This window comes from Paraburkholderia oxyphila NBRC 105797 (genome assembly GCF_000685075.1).
Lineage (GTDB): Bacteria > Pseudomonadota > Gammaproteobacteria > Burkholderiales > Burkholderiaceae > Paraburkholderia > Paraburkholderia oxyphila.
Window position 1 is genome coordinate 26,160 of sequence record NZ_BAYD01000018.1, and the last position, 17,025, is coordinate 43,184.

The 17,025-nt window shown below is 63.7% G+C and carries 16 protein-coding genes and 1 pseudogene; 12 read left to right on the forward strand and 5 right to left on the reverse strand.

The window, feature by feature from the left end; genetic code table 11:
• Positions 1–17 precede the first annotated feature (17 nt).
• The 3 genes and pseudogenes from BO1_RS62015 to BO1_RS14235 form a co-directional block, all read left to right on the forward strand.
• Positions 18–119 (forward strand): annotated as a pseudogene (locus BO1_RS62015) (zinc-ribbon domain-containing protein); the annotation flags it as partial.
• A 375-nt stretch (positions 120–494) separates the two neighbouring features.
• Positions 495–1,109 carry a hypothetical protein gene (locus BO1_RS61130; protein WP_245643794.1) on the forward strand — a complete coding sequence of 205 codons (615 nt, stop codon included), beginning with the start codon at positions 495–497 and terminating at the stop codon, positions 1,107–1,109.
• Positions 1,110–1,166: 57 nt separating this feature from the next.
• Positions 1,167–2,264, forward strand: a complete 1,098-nt coding sequence (locus BO1_RS14235; RefSeq protein WP_028218121.1) for a TAXI family TRAP transporter solute-binding subunit — start codon at positions 1,167–1,169, stop codon at positions 2,262–2,264.
• Between the two features lie 56 nt (positions 2,265–2,320).
• Here BO1_RS14235 and BO1_RS51080 read toward each other — a convergent pair whose 3' ends face one another.
• Positions 2,321–4,054, reverse strand: coding sequence for a sigma-54-dependent Fis family transcriptional regulator (locus BO1_RS51080; protein WP_167338347.1), 1,734 nt, complete (start codon positions 4,052–4,054; stop codon positions 2,321–2,323).
• Between the two features lie 303 nt (positions 4,055–4,357).
• Between BO1_RS51080 and BO1_RS14245 the strand changes: the two genes are divergently transcribed.
• The 8 genes from BO1_RS14245 to BO1_RS14280 all read left to right on the forward strand — a co-directional run bounded on the left by BO1_RS14245 (position 4,358) and on the right by BO1_RS14280 (position 12,082).
• Entirely contained in the window at positions 4,358–5,257 is a 900-nt protein-coding gene (locus BO1_RS14245) for a VOC family protein (RefSeq protein ID WP_028218122.1), read from the forward strand.
• Positions 5,258–5,312: 55 nt separating this feature from the next.
• Positions 5,313–5,849, forward strand: coding sequence for a flavin reductase family protein (locus BO1_RS51085; RefSeq protein WP_052409465.1), 537 nt, complete (start codon positions 5,313–5,315; stop codon positions 5,847–5,849).
• 17 nt (positions 5,850–5,866) lie between these two features.
• On the forward strand, positions 5,867–7,093 hold the full coding sequence (locus BO1_RS14255) for an acyl-CoA dehydrogenase family protein (protein ID WP_028218123.1): 1,227 nt from the start codon (positions 5,867–5,869) through the stop codon (positions 7,091–7,093).
• Positions 7,090–7,878 (forward strand): 2-oxopent-4-enoate hydratase, encoded by a 789-nt coding sequence (gene dmpE, locus BO1_RS14260; RefSeq protein WP_028218124.1) that lies wholly within the window; start codon positions 7,090–7,092, stop codon positions 7,876–7,878. The genes BO1_RS14255 and dmpE overlap by 4 nt, the downstream gene beginning before the upstream one ends.
• Before the next feature lie 66 nt (positions 7,879–7,944).
• On the forward strand, positions 7,945–8,802 hold the full coding sequence (locus BO1_RS14265; protein ID WP_028218125.1) for an alpha/beta fold hydrolase: 858 nt from the start codon (positions 7,945–7,947) through the stop codon (positions 8,800–8,802).
• A 63-nt stretch (positions 8,803–8,865) separates the two neighbouring features.
• The gene (locus BO1_RS14270; RefSeq protein ID WP_028218126.1) at positions 8,866–9,816 is read left to right on the forward strand and encodes an acetaldehyde dehydrogenase (acetylating); all 951 of its coding nucleotides are present in this window, start codon (positions 8,866–8,868) and stop codon (positions 9,814–9,816) included.
• A gap of 17 nt (positions 9,817–9,833) precedes the next feature.
• On the forward strand, positions 9,834–10,847 hold the full coding sequence (gene dmpG / locus BO1_RS14275) for a 4-hydroxy-2-oxovalerate aldolase (protein ID WP_028218127.1): 1,014 nt from the start codon (positions 9,834–9,836) through the stop codon (positions 10,845–10,847).
• A gap of 137 nt (positions 10,848–10,984) precedes the next feature.
• Positions 10,985–12,082 carry a porin gene (locus tag BO1_RS14280; RefSeq protein ID WP_043284850.1) on the forward strand — a complete coding sequence of 366 codons (1,098 nt, stop codon included), beginning with the start codon at positions 10,985–10,987 and terminating at the stop codon, positions 12,080–12,082.
• 116 nt (positions 12,083–12,198) lie between these two features.
• Here the strand turns inward: BO1_RS14280 and BO1_RS14285 are convergent, their stop codons facing one another.
• The gene (locus BO1_RS14285; RefSeq protein WP_043284853.1) at positions 12,199–13,791 is read right to left on the reverse strand and encodes an MFS transporter; all 1,593 of its coding nucleotides are present in this window, start codon (positions 13,789–13,791) and stop codon (positions 12,199–12,201) included.
• 66 nt (positions 13,792–13,857) lie between these two features.
• On the reverse strand, positions 13,858–14,610 hold the full coding sequence (locus tag BO1_RS51090) for a hypothetical protein (RefSeq protein ID WP_043284854.1): 753 nt from the start codon (positions 14,608–14,610) through the stop codon (positions 13,858–13,860).
• A 323-nt stretch (positions 14,611–14,933) separates the two neighbouring features.
• On the opposite strand from BO1_RS51090, the gene BO1_RS14295 reads away from it, so the two are divergent.
• Positions 14,934–15,560 carry a hypothetical protein gene (locus BO1_RS14295; protein WP_028218130.1) on the forward strand — a complete coding sequence of 209 codons (627 nt, stop codon included), beginning with the start codon at positions 14,934–14,936 and terminating at the stop codon, positions 15,558–15,560.
• A gap of 229 nt (positions 15,561–15,789) precedes the next feature.
• Here the strand turns inward: BO1_RS14295 and BO1_RS57505 are convergent, their stop codons facing one another.
• Together BO1_RS57505 and BO1_RS14305 are read right to left on the reverse strand one after the other, a co-directional pair.
• Positions 15,790–16,383 carry a LysE family transporter gene (locus tag BO1_RS57505; RefSeq protein ID WP_084687961.1) on the reverse strand — a complete coding sequence of 198 codons (594 nt, stop codon included), beginning with the start codon at positions 16,381–16,383 and terminating at the stop codon, positions 15,790–15,792.
• 20 nt (positions 16,384–16,403) lie between these two features.
• Positions 16,404–17,000: an NADPH-dependent F420 reductase gene (locus BO1_RS14305; protein ID WP_028218131.1), complete on the reverse strand. Its 597-nt coding sequence runs from the start codon at positions 16,998–17,000 to the stop codon at positions 16,404–16,406.
• Between the last annotated feature and the right edge of the window lie 25 nt (positions 17,001–17,025).

A 17,025-nucleotide genomic window follows, 5' to 3' on the forward strand; every position in this document is an offset into this window, starting at 1 on the left:
TACGGTGAGTCAACGCTATGTCCGCTCAGATTACCCGTGACCAGCATTTCCCCTCGGTGTGCAAGCGTTGCGGCACAGTCATCTATGAGCACGCCGACTTCTGCCCTCACTGCGGCGCGAATCTTCCAGTCGACAAGGCTGGGCTGGAGACGCGTGCGAAAGCCCGATTAAGAGTTCGAGATCCCGCGGAATCGCAGCCCCCAGCGGCCGCAAAGCCATCACCGGCCGGCGTGTCCGCATCCGCTCCCTCCTCGGTAAGGCCGGACTACCTGAAGGACTCGCCAGCGCCGATCACGCACGAGTCACTCTTCTGGAGCCTGGGACGACGGATCTTCTCGAGGGGCCTTTTGCTTGCCTGCTTCGTTCTCGCGATCGCGTGTGCCGCGTATCTAGTGCTCGGCGACAAATTCAAACATGAAGGCGTGACTGGGGATCAGAGCATGTATTCGTCCAGCGGTACGATTTCGGGGTCTTCGCCTCAGCAACAAGCGACCGTGTTGCCCCCGACTGCCGAAACGGGGCCGCGCTCGACTACGCCGCAATTCATCGATGTCCCCGACAGTCTGCGCGCCGCGCGTGCAAGCCTCGCGGAAAACAACCTGGCTGACGCGAAAATCGCGGACAATGCCGCAATCCTGCGCGACGCGGACAATGAGGATGCGCGCGCAATACAGCGTGACATCGCGGCGCGCGAGCAACGGCGCGACAGCGCGTTGCAAAACGCGGACCAATGTGCCAGTCGGCTTGCCTGGGCCTGCGTGCAGCAACAGGCATCGGAAGCGCTCGCGATCGATTCGAGCAGCCTGCACGCGCAATCGTTAATGGAGCGCGCCATCACGCAGACGGGCTGGACGCCACTGAACTCGCCGAATTCGCCGAAAAACGCCGCCGCAGCGACCGCCGCGGTTCCGTCGCCGCGCGGCACGAGCACGGCGGGGCCACCGTTGCCGCAAGACCGGAATGCGGCCACTGCCGCTGCCGTGAACGGATCCGCTGGCGCCGGTGTCCCCAGTCCGGCGAGCGACCGCTCTGGCGTCGAAGCGCAGGAGCGCGCGATTCTGCAATCCGGATGGACGCATGCGGTGTCGTCCGACTCCACACATCGATAAGGATTTCATCACGCATCAAGATCTTGCGTACATCACATCCAACGCGGGAGAGAGACCATGCTGAAGACAACCCTGGCGGGACTGGCGGCACTGCTCGCCCTGCTCTTCGCGACGCTTGCCGTCGCAGCTGAGCCAGACGCGCACTACAAGATCGTAACGGGCCCTGAACGCGGTACGTACATTCAGATCGGCCAGGACCTGTCGAAATGGGTTGCGCAACCGGCTGGCATCGACCTTGAGGTGATGCCCTCCAAAGGCTCCGCTGAAAACGTGCAGCGCATGCGATTCGAGCCTGGCGTCAAGCTCGCGCTCGTCCAATCCGATGTCTACCAGGCCTACGTGGATATGGCCAATTCCGGCAACCAAGAAGCCAGCACGACGATTCGCCCGTTGCGGCTTATCATGCCTCTATATAATGAAGAAATTTATTTTGTGGTGCGAAACGATTCGCCAATGAAATCGATCAATGAGATCAAGGACAAAACGATCAGCGTTGGCCTGATCGGCAGCGGCACCGCACAATCGGCAACGACACTCTATCGCCTGATGTTCGGCCAACCGATTCCCGAGCAGAACGCGCAGCACCTGAGCAACGAAGACGCGCTTGCCGCGCTGATCGTGAAGAAGATCGACGTCGCGATCATCGTCGCCGGGCAACCCGCGAAGCTCTTTACCGACATGAAGCCGGAACTGCTGCAGCAGATCCGCTTCCTGCGCGTCGACCCGAACGCTCCCGAAACGGCACGGGCGAAGCAGACCTACTTTCCTGCGACGATCCACGTATCGAGCTATCCAGACTGGTTGAAAGAGGACGTGCCGACATGGACAGTCAAGGCTTTTCTGGTCACTTACGATTACAATCTGCGCGATACGGTCGTCAACCTGAAGCGCTTTGCCGATTCGTTTTGCGAGAATTTCGACAACCTCCAGGAGCACGGCCACCCGAAGTGGAAGCAGGTCAAGCTCGAATTACCTGATCTCGGCAAAGGGTGGCAATACTATCAGCCAGTCAAGCAGCGCCTGAAGATGTGCTTTGCACATCGCGCCGCGATGGCGGCGGCCCCGGCCACACCACAACACGCCGCTACTACGCCAAAGAGCAATGAACGGCCCTGTTCGGACGAGGCGCGCCTGCTGCTGCTTTGTGGCAAATAATTTCCGCTCGCGCCGGCGGGTTTTGGCATCAAAGCGTATCTTTCGATCGACTTGCCTCAAGTCGCCTCGGTGCCACTACCGCCGCGCTTGCGCCGATAAAGCAGCTGGCCGCGCGAGATGCCGAGCAACGCCGCCGCGCGCGACATGTTCCCCTCTGCCTGCGCGATCGCCGCATCGACCATGGTGTTTTCCATTTCGTCGAGCGTGAGGCCGCGGTCCTTCATCCATTCGGCCACGATCTCGTCAATCGAACGCGACGGAAGGGGCTTCGCGCTGTCTGCCTGCGGCGCCGTAAAGGCACCTTCTTGTACGGGCTTTGCGGGTGCGCGCTTCAACTCCTTCATGAGCACGACATGCACGGCATCGAGCGAGCGGCCGTCTTCTGCGAGAATCACGGCGCGCTCGACGACGTTCGAGAGCTCGCGGATATTACCCGGCCAGGAATAGCCGAGCAACATGGCCATCGCCTCCGGTGTCAGCCCATACACGTCGCGGCCATAGGCATGCGCGAAGCGCTGCATGAAATGCTCGATCAGCACCGGCAGATCCTCCTTGCGCTGCCTTAAGGGCGGAATCTCGATCGGAAAGACATACAGACGGAAGAACAGATCCTCGCGGAAATGTCCCGTCCGCACGGCCTCCCAGAGATCCTCGTTGGTCGCCGCGACAATGCGCACGTTCGCCTGCCGCGCGACGCCGCTGCCGAGCCGCTCGAACTGCCCCGTCTCCAGCACGCGCAGCAGCTTGCCTTGCGCGACGAGCGGCAGCGTGGCCACCTCGTCGAGAAACAGTGTGCCGCCTTCCGCCAGTTCGAAGCGCCCCGCGCGCGCCGCATCGGCCCCGGTAAACGCACCGCGCTCCACGCCGAATAGTTCGGACTCCATCAAGGTTTCAGGAATCGTTGCGCAGTTGATGGCGACGAAGGGACCCGTGGCACGGCGGCTCTGCTCATGCAGCAGCCGCGCGAATGTGCTTTTGCCCACCCCGCTCTCTCCCAGCAGCAGAACCGTCGCTCCCGTTTGCGCGACACGGTTGATCTTGCCCACCGCAGTCTGATAAGCGGGCGACAGGCCCACGATATCCGAGCGGCTCTTCGACTGCTCGAACGCCGCAAGCGCGCTGCGCTGCCGGCCGGGCTGGGCGCGCGTAGCGGCGGGCGCCTCGGGAATCACGGGGGCCTTGAGAAATTGCAGGTCCGCCTCGGCGTCGTCCCACTCGCTCGCGGGACGCGCGATCACGCGACAAGCCTCGAAGCCCGTCGCCCGGCATTCGACCTCGCGCACGATGATGAGCTTGCCCACGCACGCGCTCAAATAGCCGCTGGCATAGCCGGTTTCGAGCCAGCAGACCGGCGTTGCCTGGGTGCCTTCCGTGTGCGTGTAGTGCTCGTCTTCGAACGAGTGCTTCCAGAAGAACTCCAGCGAACAGCGCCCCTTCGCAATGTCGATATCCGCGGCGATCATCTCGACCAGCGCGACACCCTGCAAGGCATGCAGCTGTCCGCCGCGCGCGAGCAGGTCGAAGATGCTTGCTTCGGCCGAGTGCAGCTGCAACGCGAGTTGCGCGTCGCGCGTGCCGGTGGAAAAGCCGATGCGCGTGAGCAGCGTGCGCGCGGTCTGGCTGCCGAGCGAGGCGATCAACTCGCTGCGCAGATCGCTGAGCGACTCGGTGTGCATGAGGACCATGCGCTGCTCGCCCAGCGTGATTTCGGCGCGTTCGGGCCTGAGACGAAGCTTGTCCCTGATCGGCGCAATGTCCGGGAAAGCCCGGCTTGCATAGGCATTCTGCACGTTTGTCTCCATGTTCTTTCGCGTGAGCGGCTGCGTGCGGCACCGCCAGAATTTTTCAGTCGCTGTCTATTTTTTGACATCTGCTGCGAATTTTCAAGCTTCGGCTACGAGCCGTCCGTTTGCTGCGCCGCGCATCGCGCGCCGCTCGCGATCTGCACCAACTCCCCGGCAGCATTGGGGTTCACGCCGCAAGACCCACCCGATGCGACGCAGCATTGTCGCGCTGGCACGACCGTTGCATTAAGGGAGCCGCGCCGCGATGCTCCCGCACCGGCGCAAAAAAATCAATCAACAGGAGACATCATGTCGGAGCTTTCAAGTCTCGGATACGTCGTGTTCAGCGTGAGCGATCTCGCGCGCTGGGAGGCATTCGCCGCCGGCATTCTCGGCCTCATGCCCGGACGCCGGGCGCCGGGCATGCTCGGCCTTCGCATGGACGAGCACGCGCAGCGCATCCTGCTCGTGGAGGGACATGACGACGATATCGCCGCCGCCGGCTGGCAGTTCGACACGCGCGACGATCTCGAAGCCTATGTCGAGCGTCTCACCGCAAGCCGCATAGCCGTGCACGAGGGCGATCGCGCACTTGCCGAAAGCCGCCAGGTCGAGTGCGTATACGTCTGCGACGATCCCAACGGCTTTACGCACGAGTTTTATTTCGGTCCGACGCATGCGTCCATCTCCACGCCGTTCCGCTCGCCGCTGCTCAAGGGCGCGGGCTTCGAAACGGGGCGCCTCGGCATGGGCCATATCCTTCCGGTCGCACGCGACTACGCGCAATCGCTCGACTTCTACCGCAATGTGCTGGGCCTGCGCGTGAGCGATACGATCCGCGACTCGCACACCGTGCCCGGCGCGACCGTCGATGCCACCTTCTTCCACACACGCACGGGCCGCCACCATTCGCTCGCGACCATGGCGATGCCGTTTCCGAAGCGCCTGCATCACGTGCTCGTGCAGGTGCAGGACATGGACGACGTGGGCATGGCCTACGACCGCTGCGTGAAGGCCGGTCTGCGCATTCACGCGGGGCTCGGTCATCACCCGAATGACCGCATGTTCTCGTTCTACGTGGAAACGCCGTCGGGTTTCGGGCTGGAATATGGCTACGGCGGCATCGTCATCGACGATAACGCGTGGGAAGTCAAGAACTACAGCCAGTTGAGCGACTGGGGCCATCGCCCGCAGCCCGCTGCGCAATAGACCTGCTGCGCTCGCACGGAAATCCCCCTATTTCATACGGTTTGGAATACTAATCATGCAGCTAGAGACTCAAGACTGCACACTGCCCGTGGTGTGCGGCACACCCGCCACGCCCGATGCCTTCAGGGCCGGCATGCGCCGTCTCGCGGGCGGTGTCTGCGTGCTCACCTCCGAGCTGGACGGCCTGCCGGTCGGCCTCACGGCCACCGCCGTCACCTCGCTTTGCGCCGAGCCGCCGCGCCTGCTCGCCTGCGTCAACCGCAAGGTCTTCGCCCACGCGGCCTTCGAGCGCACCCGCACCCTCTGCGTCAACGTCCTTGCCGCCGAGGACACGCCTGTCGCCATGCGCTTTGCCGGCATGGTGCCGAACGTGAGCGGCGCCGAGCGCTTTGCCGAGCGCGAGTGGCAAGGCACGCCGCCCATGCTCGCCGGCGCGCTTGCGAGCTTCGCCTGTCGTGTGGTCGAGATCGTCGCGGCGCACAGCCATTCGATCCTGATCTGCGAGGTCGAACGCATCGCCATGCGCGAGACGGCCGCCGCCCCGCTCGTCTACGCGCAGGGCCAGTTTGGACACTTCAGCAGCATCAACTAGAAACCAGGAGACGACACATGAATGCCCTCACCGATACCGTCCAGCAACCCACCGTGAGCGAACTGGTGGAGCGCGCTCGCGCCATGATTCCCGCCTTGCGGGCCAACGCCGCCGAAGTCGAGAAAGCGCGCAGCGTGCCGAAGGAAACCATCGACGCGTTCAAGCAAGCCGGATTCTTCAAGATCCTTCAGCCGCGCCGCTGGGGCGGCTGGGAAATGAACCCGGGCGTATTTTCAAAGGTGCTGATGGAACTGGGCCGCGGCTGCCCGTCGAGCGCCTGGAACATGATGATCCTGGGCGTCCATCAATGGGAATTCGGCCTGTTCGACGAACGCGCCGCCCATGACATGTGGGCCGCCGACAACAGTGTGCTGGTCGCGTCGTCGTATGCGCCCTTCGGCAAATGCCGCAAGGTGGAAGGCGGCTGGATGCTCGGAGGGGAATGGAAGACGTCGAGCGGCTGCGACCACGCGCAGGGCGGCGCGATCCTCGGCGCGTTCTGGCTCGACGACGAAGGCAATCGCCGCGACTATCGCTCGTTTCTGGTGTCGCGCAGCGACTACGAGATCATCGACGACTGGCACGTCGTGGGTCTCGCGGGCACGGGTAGCAAGAGCGTGCGCATCAAGGGCGAAGCGTTCATTCCCGACTATCGCTCGCACAGCATCGTCGACTACCAGAAGACCGAGCGCGGCACGCCGTATCTTCATCCGTTCAACCAGGTGTTCTATTCGGCTGTGTCGTCGGTGATCGTGGGCTACGCGCGCGGCATGATCGACCTCTACATCGAACAGATGGCGCCGCGCCAGAATATCGTCGGGCCAGCCGGCGCCGCCGCGCAAAACCCCTATGTGAAGGACAAGCTCGGTAACGCGATGCTGCTGGTGCGCTCCGCGCAGGCGCGGCTCGCGCAGGTGTTCGCCGAGGCGCAGGCCCATGTCGAGCGTGGCGAACTCGTGCCGCTGCACGACCGTGTGTTCCACTTCCTCGAAATCCAGCGCTGCGGCAAGGACTGTCTCGACGCCTCGACGATGCTCTGGAAGAAACTCAGCGCGCGCGCCATCTGGCTGAACAATCCCGTGCAGCTGTGGATGCGCACGATGCTCGTGGCCGCGAATCACATCACGCAGAACGAGGACGACAACGCGGGCGTGCTGGGCGGCTATCTGCTGGGCCAGGGCGTGCCGCCCTTCATCTACGGCCTGCCCGAGGAAGCCGCCGCGCTTGCGGGAGCGTGCGCATGACACTCGACGCCACGACACTCGACGCGCTGGGCGATCGCCTCTACACCGCCTGGCATACGCGCAGTGCAATCGAGCCGCTTACGCAGACCCACGCGCAGCTGACGATCGAAGACGCCTATCGCGTCCAGCAGCGCTTCGTTTCGCATCGTCTCGAGCGCGGAGAGCGCATCGTCGGCAAGAAGATCGGCGTGACGAGCGATGCGGTGATGTCGATGCTCGGCGTGAATCAGCCCGATTTCGGCCAGCTGCTCGACGGCATGATCCGCGACGACGGCGCATCGATCGACACGCGCGAACTGATCCAGCCCAAAGCGGAAGCCGAAATCGCCTTCGTGCTCAAGCGCGAGCTGCGCGGCCCCGGCGTGAGCGCCGCCGACGTGATCGCGGCCACGGAAGGCGTCATGCCGTGCTTCGAGATCGTGGACTCGCGCATCCGCGACTGGAAGATCCGCATCGAGGACACCGTGGCCGACAACGCCTCATGCGGCCTCTTTGTCCTCGGCGATCGGCTCATCGATCCGCGCGCGCTGGACTTGCGCACCTGCGGCATGGTGCTCGAGAAGAACGGCGCGGTGGCGGTCACCGGCGCAGGCGCGGCGACCATGGGCTCGCCCGTTATCGCGGTGGCCTGGCTCGCGAACACATTGGGCCGTCTTGGTACGGCCCTCGAAGCCGGCTCGGTGATTCTTTCGGGCGCACTCGGCGCCATGGTGCCGGTCGTGGCGGGCGACAGCCTGCGCGCGACGATCGGTGGCCTGGGCGGCTGCTCGATCCGCTTTCGCTAGGGCGCGCCCTTCCCTCTTGTCGTCATACGCACACAACGCAACCCAACCTGATCCAGGAGACTCACCATGACTGTATGGACCGAAGCGAATACCAGCCAATTCGCGCAGATCGACGAAGGCAGCCTGAAGCTGCGCATCCACTACAACGACGCGGGCAACGGCGATGCCGTCGTCATGCTGCACGGCTCGGGCGCGGGCGCATCGGGCTGGAGCAATTTCCACCGCAATGTCGAAGCCTTCGTGAACGCGGGCTATCGCGTGATCCTGCCGGACTGCCCCGGCTGGAACAAGAGCGACCCCATCGTCTGCGACAAGGGCTCGCGCGCGGTGCTCAACGCCACGGCATTGAAAGGCCTGCTCGACGTGCTCGATATCGAGCGCGCGCACCTGATCGGCAACTCGATGGGCGGCGGCAACGCGCTCGCCTTCGCGCTGGCATGGCCCGAGCGCATCGCCAAGCTGGTCATCATGGGCGGCGGCGGCGTGGGGCCGAGCCTGTTCCAGCCCATGCCGCTCGAAGGCATCAAGTTGCTCTACGGCCTCTACAAGGCGCCGACGATGGAAAACCTGCGCAAGATGCTCGACGTGTTCGTATTCGACCCGTCCGCGCTGACCGAGGAGCTCGTGCAACAGCGCTATGAAAGCATGATGGAGCATCGCGAGCACCTGGAAAACTTCGTGAAGAGTGTCGAAGCCAATCCCGACTGGCTGCCCGACCTGAGCGGCCGTCTCAAGGAAATCAAGGCGCCCACGCTCGTGACGTGGGGACGCGACGACCGCTTCGTGCCGCTCGACAGCGGTCTGCGCATGCTGTGGGGCATGCAGAACGCAGAACTGCACGTGTTCAGCCGCTGCGGTCACTGGGCGCAGTGGGAGCATGCGGAGAAGTTCAACCGTCTCGTTCTGGATTTTCTCGCGCAATAGCACGGGTGACACGGCGTGCGGATGCGCCTTCGCGCATCCGCACCACTCTAGGAATTGTTAAGCATGACTACACGAATCAAGGCCGCGATCATCGGCTCGGGCAACATCGGCAGCGACTTGATGATCAAGATCCTGCGTCACGGCCAACATCTGGAGATCGCCGCGATGGTGGGCATCGATCCCGCCTCGGACGGACTCGCCCGCGCCGCGCGCATGGGCGTCGTCGCGATCAGCGACGGCGTTGAAGGACTCGTGCGGCATCCCGTCTTTGCCGACATCGACATCGTCTTCGATGCCACCAGCGCCGGCGCCCACATTCACAACGACGCCCGGCTGCGCGCGCTGAAACCGGAGCTGCGCATGATCGACCTCACGCCGGCGGCCATCGGACCGTACTGCGTGCCGGTGGTCAACGGCGCCGAGCATCTGGACGCGCGCAACGTCAACATGGTGACCTGTGGCGGTCAGGCCACCATCCCCATCGTAGCGGCCGTGTCACGCGTCGCGCCGGTCCACTATGCGGAGATCGTCGCCAGCATCTCGAGCAAAAGCGCAGGCCCGGGCACGCGCGCCAACATCGACGAGTTCACGGAAACCACCTCGCGTGCCCTGGAAGCCGTGGGCGGCGCGCGCAAAGGCAAGGCCATCATCGTCCTCAACCCCGCCGATCCGCCGCTCCTGATGCGCGACACGGTGTACTGCCTGAGCGACGCGGCTGACGAAGCGGAGATTGCGCGCTCGATCGAAGCCATGACGGCGGACGTGCAGCGCTACGTGCCGGGCTACCGCCTCAAACAGAAGGTGCAGTTCGACCGCATCGCGGCGAGCGCCCCGCTGCGAATCCCCGGCGTGGGACACGTCAGCGGCCTGAAGACCTCGGTGTTTCTCGAAGTCGAAGGCGCCGCACACTATCTCCCCGCCTATGCGGGCAATCTGGACATCATGACGAGCGCCGCGCTCGCGACGGCGGAGCGGCTGGGCGCGGCGCTGGCCGGCGTCGCGGCCAATGCATGACGACGAAAGGCAGACCCATGAAACGCGAGACTCCACTTTACCTCTCCGACGTGACGCTGCGTGACGGCAGCCACGCGATCCGCCATCAGTACAGTGTCGAGCAGGCGAGGACCATCGCGGCCGCGCTCGACGCGGCCGGCGTGGATTCCATCGAGGTCGCGCACGGCGACGGATTGCAGGGCGGCAGCTTCAACTACGGTTTTGGCGCGCACACGGACATCGAATGGATCGAAGCGGTTGCAAGCGTGGTGCGCCGCGCGAAGATCGCGACGCTGCTGATCCCCGGCATCGGCACCGTGCACGATCTCAAGGCGGCCTACGACGCGGGCGCGCGCATCGTGCGCGTCGCCACGCATTGCACGGAAGCCGATATCGCGCTGCAGCACCTCGACTATGCGCGCACGCTCGGCATGGAAGCAGTCGGCTTCCTGATGATGAGCCACATGACCACGCCGCAGAAGCTTGCCGAACAGGCGAAGCTGATGGAGAAAAGCGGCGCGACCTGCTGCTATGTCGTCGACTCGGGCGGCGCCCTCACGATGCGCGACGTGCGCGAGCGCTTTCGCGCCTTCAAGGACGTGCTCGATCCGGCGACGCAGACCGGCATTCACGCGCACCACAATTTGAGCCTTGGCGTCGCCAACAGCATTGCCGCCGTCGAGGAAGGCTGCGACCGCATCGATGCCAGCCTCGCGGGCATGGGCGCGGGCGCCGGCAATGCGCCCCTGGAGGTGTTTGTCGCGGCGGCCGAACGCATGGGCTGGACACACGGCTGCGATCTCTATGCGCTGATGGATGCCGCCGACGACCTCGTGCGTCCCTTGCAGGACCGGCCGGTACGCGTCGATCGCGAAACGCTCGCGCTAGGTTACGCGGGTGTCTATTCGAGCTTCCTGAGGCACAGCGAGGCGGCGGCGCACAAATACGGGTTGAGCACCGTGGACGTACTGGTCGAACTCGGCCGCCGCCGCATGGTGGGCGGCCAGGAAGACATGATCGTGGACGTCGCGCTCGATCTGCTCAAGCGTTAGTCCAAACTCCCCATACACATCGGGAAGGAGATTCACTCACCCATATCAATCGTAGTCCGAACCATAAAACTATCTGGAGATTTTTGCCTGGGTGCCTAGAACGAAAGCCGTCGCGCACCCGGGCAGGAGACGAAAACATGCTGAAATCAGGAAATAAGTCGGTGCGCGCCGCCGTGGGTGGCTGCGCGCTGCTTTGCGCCGCGAGCCTTGCGCATGCGCAGAGCAGCGTCTCGCTATACGGCATCGTGGATGCGAGCCTGCTCGTGACGAGCCGCACGCGCGATAGCGCCAGCGGCGCCAACGACGGCACGCGCGTTTCGCTGACCGACAGCGGCCTCTCGCCCTCGATGTTCGGTTTGACCGGCAAAGAGGATCTGGGTGGCGGGCTCGTCGCCGAATTCAAGCTGGAGAACGGCTTGAACATCGCGAACGGCGGCTATAACAACTCCAACGGCAATCTGTTCGGACGGCAGGCCTGGCTAGCGCTGCACGGCGGCTTCGGCGAGGTGAAAGCGGGCCTGCAATACTCGCCCTTCTTTCTCGCGCTTTACGATCTCGATCCGCGCGGCTGCCCGGAATTCGGCAGCGGCCTCGTTCCATATCTGGACAATGTCGTGGGCACCGGGGTTTTCAATGCCAACGCACTCACCTGGACATCGCCGGCTCTCGCAGGCTTTCAGGGTCGCGCGATGATTGCGCTCGGCGGGGAAGCGGGCAATTTTCAGGCTGGCCGCCAGTATTCCCTGAGCCTGCGCTATGACAATGGCACGCTGGCCGTCGAGGGCGCCTTCTACGACGGCAACGGCGGCGGCACCGTTGCCACCCCGTTGCCCACGACGGTGCCGTTCGTGGGCCGCACGCTGGGCGCCTCGTACAAGATCGGCTCGCTCACGGCGAAAGCCTCGTTCGCGAGCTACAAGGTCGCCGGTGGTTTCAGCAACAACGTCTACGGCGGCGGCCTCGACTACTTCGTGCTGCCGCAATTCGATGTGAACGGCGGCGCGTGGCTGACGAGCGATCGCCACGATACCGGCAACCATTCGATTCTCGCGGCCGTGGGTGCGAACTACCTGCTCTCGCGCACCACCACGCTCTACGCCCAGATTGGCGTGGTCAACAATCATGGCGCGATGAACACGGGGCTCGACGTCGATGGCGCATCCGTGGATAGCGCGCTCTACGGCACACACGGCACCACCGTGGGCGGCAATGTTGGCATTCGCCATATGTTCTGACGACTCGAGCAAGGGGGCCGGCCGGTGAGATCGTTCCAACGCGAAACGGTCCGCCAATTCGCAAGCCGACCGGTGCCGATGCGCGAACGCGACGCTCCCGTACCGATCTGAATCGGTCACCCGTTGTGCGATCGCGGCTCGAGATAGCCGACTCGCACAGGCGGCACGAACCACGCGAGACACAGGCCCGCCAGCGCAGCCACGGCCGCCACGGCCAGGCCGATGTGGATCGAATCCACGAGCGCGCTGCGCGCCGAATTCATCATCGCGTCGCCGGCATGGCCGGCGCTCACGAGGCGAGTGATCAGCGCAGCCTGGTCAGCGCGGTTCACGAGCAGTTCGGGACTCGCAAACGACTTGAACCACTGCGTCGCCTGGTACGAGTCCAGCGAGCGATTCACGCCCACCGTGTAAAGATGCCCGAGCAGCGCGCCTGTCATGGCCGTGCCCAGCATGCCGCCGAACGTGCGCAGTGAATGCAGCAGCGCCGTGGCAGCGCCAATGTGGTCGCGCGAGACGATCTGCTGCGAGCAGACCGTGAGGCTCGTGCCCACGAGGCCCAGCCCCAGGCCGCTTGCGCCCATGCACGCCATCCACGCGAGATAGGGCTCGTTGCCGCGCAGAACGACCACCGCGAGGCACGCGAAAGCAGACAACGCGAAGCCTGCGTAGAGGATCGCGTTGGCTCTTCGGACACGCGTGACCATGCGGTTGTTGACGACGCTTCCGACCGTCGTGCCGAGCAGAAGCGGCGTGATCAGCATGCCCGAGGCGCGCGGCGACATCGCATAGCCGCCCTGGAACAGCAGGGGCACATAGAAGACGAGCGAGAACAACGCGAATCCGCCGAGCACCGACATCGCAAAGAGCGGACCCAGCTTGCGGTCGAGCAGCATGTCCACGGGGATGATCGGATAGCCCATGCGCTTTTCCCAGAAGAAAAGCGTCAGCGAACAGACCAGCACGAGCCCACTCAGCACGATCGTCGTAGCACTCCATCCTTGCCTCGGCAAGAGCTCGATCGCTAGCTGCAACGCGCCGAACGTGACGGCGACGACGAAAGCCCCGAGCCAGTCCAGACGCAGTCGCGCGCCATCACGGGCATGGCGCAGATCCGGCAGGAAGTAGCGCACGAAGACGAGCGCCACCACGCCCACCGGCACATTGACGAAGAACACGAGCCTCCAGCCCCCATGCTGGGTCAGCATGCCCCCGAGGGTTGGCCCGACCATGTTCGCAAGGCCGAACGCCGAGGTGACGAACACCAGCCAACGCAGGCGCAGCTTCGGATCAGGGAACAGGTCGGCGACGGTCGCGAACACCGTCCCCATCATGATGCCGCCACCGATGCCCTGCAGGCCGCGCGCGAGCACGAGAAACAGCATGTTGGTCGCCATCCCGCAGAGCACCGATGCGAGGGTGAAGACAAGGATGGCTGCCAGCATGAAGGGCTTGCGACCGAACAGATCGCCCAGACGCCCGAAGATCGGAATCGTGATGACGGATGCCAGCATGTAGGCCGTTGCGACCCATGCATAGAGCTCGAAACCCTTGAGCTCCGCGACGATGCGCGGCATCGCGGTGCCGACGATGGTCTGGTCGAGCGCGATCAGCATCGAAACCGACGCGACGCCGAGCATCGCCAATACCGACTCGCGAAACGGCAGCAGTTGCCGACCTTGATCGTGAAGCCCAATGCCCGTAGCCATGAAGCGCTCCTTGCTGCCGCGAAGCGGCCGATATGCCTTGCTGCGCCCGCAAACGCGCACCGCACGTCACATCGTTCCGCTGCTGCTGCCGGTACCGTTAGTGCCGGAAGACGGTGTGGACGTCACTGTAAGAGGATGAGCAAGACCCGCCGCGGACAGCAGCGAGATGGCAGCCTGATCGGGCATGCCATTGTCGTCGATAGCCCCCGCTGCCGCCAGCGCGCCCAGATCGCTGTCGACGCCCGGTTGGCCAACCGTAAAGGCTGTCGTTAGAAACGCCGGTGCTGACAACGTGAGCGAATAGCGCTGCTGCAGATTCGTGACGACTGCCGATTGCGCGGCCTGCACGTCGGCCTCGTTTGCCAGCACTTGCTGGAACTGTGAATTGGCCGGAAAGCCCGCTATCAGACCGCTCTCGCTCGTGCCGAGTTGCGAAGCGATATAGACAAGCATCAGTTCGGTCTCTGGCGTCGTATTGAAGGTGCCGCCGGCAAATGCGAGCGAATGCAGGCTTATGCTCCCTGAGGTCACCGTGAGGATGCAGGGAGGTGTGGCATTGAACGTGATCGCGTAGTGTCCACCGCCATCGGACAGGATGGAGCCCGAACCCTGCACACAACTGAAGTTGACGGTCGCGCTGGCGAGCGCACGACCGGTCGCGGCCGTGCCGGACAGGGCGACGTTTGGCGTCACGTTTGCGCCGCCGCAACTGTCGAGGCCGATGCAACTGTTACCGCCACACGCGGCGAGCGTTGCGAAGGAAGCCACGCAAATTGCAGCCCGCGCCGGACGAACGAAACACGCGCAGTGACTGTTCATGGTTGCCCGCCGTTGATCGATCTGGATAGTGCAATCGGTTCCATGGAACCGATCGACGCTACATACAATATAGCGCCCCATACGTTGAGACCGTTCTACACTTCAAACGCATTCGCCGGTGATATCCCCTGACTAAAGGGTCTGTCGTCATGCGGACAGCTCAACACGTTTTAAAACATTCAATCCTCCATTGCCAATCTCGGTTGCATAGGTCCAGGGTCCTATGACAAGCTTCCCATGTAGTGCCAGGCTGCGACAAAATACGCTCTCGGTTCCAGGCCGGCGCAGAACGCGTGACACCTGATTGCACCAGGCGGATTCCTATGCTCTTTCTGTCGAATTCATCTATTTCGGTTGCGCGCCGCTGCGCGCTGGTCTTCGCGGTCATCGGCCTGTCCGCGGGCTGGGTGCCCACGTGCCACGCGGACGACTCGGACGCCTCGGCGGCAGGACAGGCCGTGCCAAGCGGTGCGTCGGTCGACACGGAGAGTGGCACCATCAGCCTGATCGACCAGAAGAACGCACTCATCGTCGTGACCGTGCCGGGCCACGATGACCTGAGCTTCAGCGCAAAGGATCACCGCGACGTACTGAATGCAATCAAGGTTGGCGACAAACTCACGGCAATCTATCTGGAGCCCTACGTCACCGGATTGACGCCCGCTGGAGGCGCGGCGCTCACACGGCTGAACCACACTGCAAAGGTGACCCAGCATTCGTCCGGCGCCGACCAGGAAAGCTTCCACGTGCTCCGGGTCTTCAGTGGCGTAGCGGAAGTCACCGGCGTCGACCGCAAGCTCAACCTCCTGACCGTGGAGGACAAGTCAGGCACAGCCCGTTCGGTTCGGGTAAGCCGCCCTGACCTCGTCGAGGTGATGCTGACGCTCAAACACCATAGCCGCGCGCGGATCACCTACGAATCCGAGATGACGGTAGTCACCTCGCGTTAGCGGCCGGGCTCCAGCCATGTCAGCGATCAAGCGCATCGATCCGGGCCATCCCGCCCATCGGGCCGCGCCGCACAGAACAACCCGCTACCCTGCGGAGCACGTTACGTTGACGGCCGGCTCCAGGCAGAAGCTGCGCCCCTGTGCGCCTCATCGCAAGGTCGGGCGCGGGAAGGTCGGCGTCGGCGGCAAGAGGAGCGCCAAGTAGGCATCTGCAAACCCAATACGGTTGTTAACGCAATGCCTGCCGGATTCCCAGCGCAATCATGAGCCCTCCACAGGTGAGGTCGATCCATGCCTTCGCGCGACGGTACGCCGTCGCAATCGCCGCGTGCGATAGAACGAGTGCGACTGCTCCGTACCAGCACGTCGCTGTTGCACCGACAGTAGCAAGCACTGCGAAGAACGTCGGCATGGAAACGTGCGTGGGCACCGCTGAGGAAAACACCGCCGCATAAAAGGCGATGGACTTCGGGTTCGCAATATTTGTCGAGATACCTTGCAGGAAGGCGGCACGAAACAGAGGCGCCTTCGTTGGGTGACGTGCTCCTGACGGGGTTGCCCGTGCCGACACAGTCCTTGAGAACTGTTCCCAAAGGCGGTCCGTCGCTTCCTTACCTCCTCTCAGATCGGCCTTGATAGCGACGGCTTTTGCACCAGGGCGCTCGATCTCCCGGATCGTTGCTGCGGCCGCATCGGTGTTGGCGCCAAAGTGCACACCGATCAGCGCGGCACCTTCTCGTGCGAAGGCCAGCGCGGCTGCACGGCCGATCCCACGTGAGCCTCCGGTGATAAGGGCAACCTTGCCTGAAAGTTTTCCAGACATCGATCACTCCCGGTTGTACATCAGTCGAACTTGATCAAGTCTTTGAAGATCAGTTGTCCCCAGCTTTTTCCGCGCGCATGGACGAGCAGCCCGCCTTCAGAGAGCCCGCCAAGTTTGATTGGCGCGAAACCGAGTTTTTCCGCAAGCTCGCCAACCTCCGCTGCAGCCCGGTCATCGTCGCTCGCCAGAAACACGGCTCTCCTGCCACCGTGTACGGCCGGGTCCTGGTCAAGGACGGCAGCGACCAGATGGTTGAAGCCTTTCACCAGCCTGGCCCCGGCGAACGCCTTCGCGACGACTGCAGAGGATGGCAGACCGTCCAGTTCCTCAAGCGGGGCTTGCGTGTTCATTGCGTCGATGATGGTCTTTCCCTTCCAGTCGGGCAGCGCCTTTGCGACCTCCGGGTGCGACTCGAAACGGACCGCCAGAAAGATGACCTCCGCGTTGACGGCTTGCGCCAGGGTTTGGGGAATGATCGTGGGCCCGATCTCGGCCGCATCGGATGCAAAGCTCGCCGGGTCACGCGTGGTTGCAACGGATACTTCGATGCCGCTGCGGGCAAACGCCTTGGCCAGAGCCTGGCCGATCTTGCCGAAGCCGATGATTGCGTAGCTCATGAGATTCTCCTTCGGTGTTTCGGCG

Excerpts from the sequence above, each read along its gene's own strand:
- dmpG (WP_028218127.1), top strand. The coding sequence starts at position 9,834 with ATGAAACGCGAGACTCCACTTTACCTCTCCGACGTGACGCTGCGTGAC.
- BO1_RS14270 (WP_028218126.1), top strand. The coding sequence starts at position 8,866 with ATGACTACACGAATCAAGGCCGCGATCATCGGCTCGGGCAACATCGGC.
- BO1_RS14265 (WP_028218125.1), top strand. The coding sequence starts at position 7,945 with ATGACTGTATGGACCGAAGCGAATACCAGCCAATTCGCGCAGATCGAC.
- BO1_RS14280 (WP_043284850.1), top strand. The coding sequence starts at position 10,985 with ATGCTGAAATCAGGAAATAAGTCGGTGCGCGCCGCCGTGGGTGGCTGC.
- BO1_RS14305 (WP_028218131.1), bottom strand. The coding sequence starts at position 17,000 with ATGAGCTACGCAATCATCGGCTTCGGCAAGATCGGCCAGGCTCTGGCC.
- BO1_RS14235 (WP_028218121.1), top strand. The coding sequence starts at position 1,167 with ATGCTGAAGACAACCCTGGCGGGACTGGCGGCACTGCTCGCCCTGCTC.
- dmpE (WP_028218124.1), top strand. The coding sequence starts at position 7,090 with ATGACACTCGACGCCACGACACTCGACGCGCTGGGCGATCGCCTCTAC.
- BO1_RS57505 (WP_084687961.1), bottom strand. The coding sequence starts at position 16,383 with ATGTCTGGAAAACTTTCAGGCAAGGTTGCCCTTATCACCGGAGGCTCA.
- BO1_RS14285 (WP_043284853.1), bottom strand. The coding sequence starts at position 13,791 with ATGGCTACGGGCATTGGGCTTCACGATCAAGGTCGGCAACTGCTGCCG.
- BO1_RS14255 (WP_028218123.1), top strand. The coding sequence starts at position 5,867 with ATGAATGCCCTCACCGATACCGTCCAGCAACCCACCGTGAGCGAACTG.
- BO1_RS14295 (WP_028218130.1), top strand. The coding sequence starts at position 14,934 with ATGCTCTTTCTGTCGAATTCATCTATTTCGGTTGCGCGCCGCTGCGCG.
- BO1_RS51085 (WP_052409465.1), top strand. The coding sequence starts at position 5,313 with ATGCAGCTAGAGACTCAAGACTGCACACTGCCCGTGGTGTGCGGCACA.
- BO1_RS51090 (WP_043284854.1), bottom strand. The coding sequence starts at position 14,610 with ATGAACAGTCACTGCGCGTGTTTCGTTCGTCCGGCGCGGGCTGCAATT.
- BO1_RS14245 (WP_028218122.1), top strand. The coding sequence starts at position 4,358 with ATGTCGGAGCTTTCAAGTCTCGGATACGTCGTGTTCAGCGTGAGCGAT.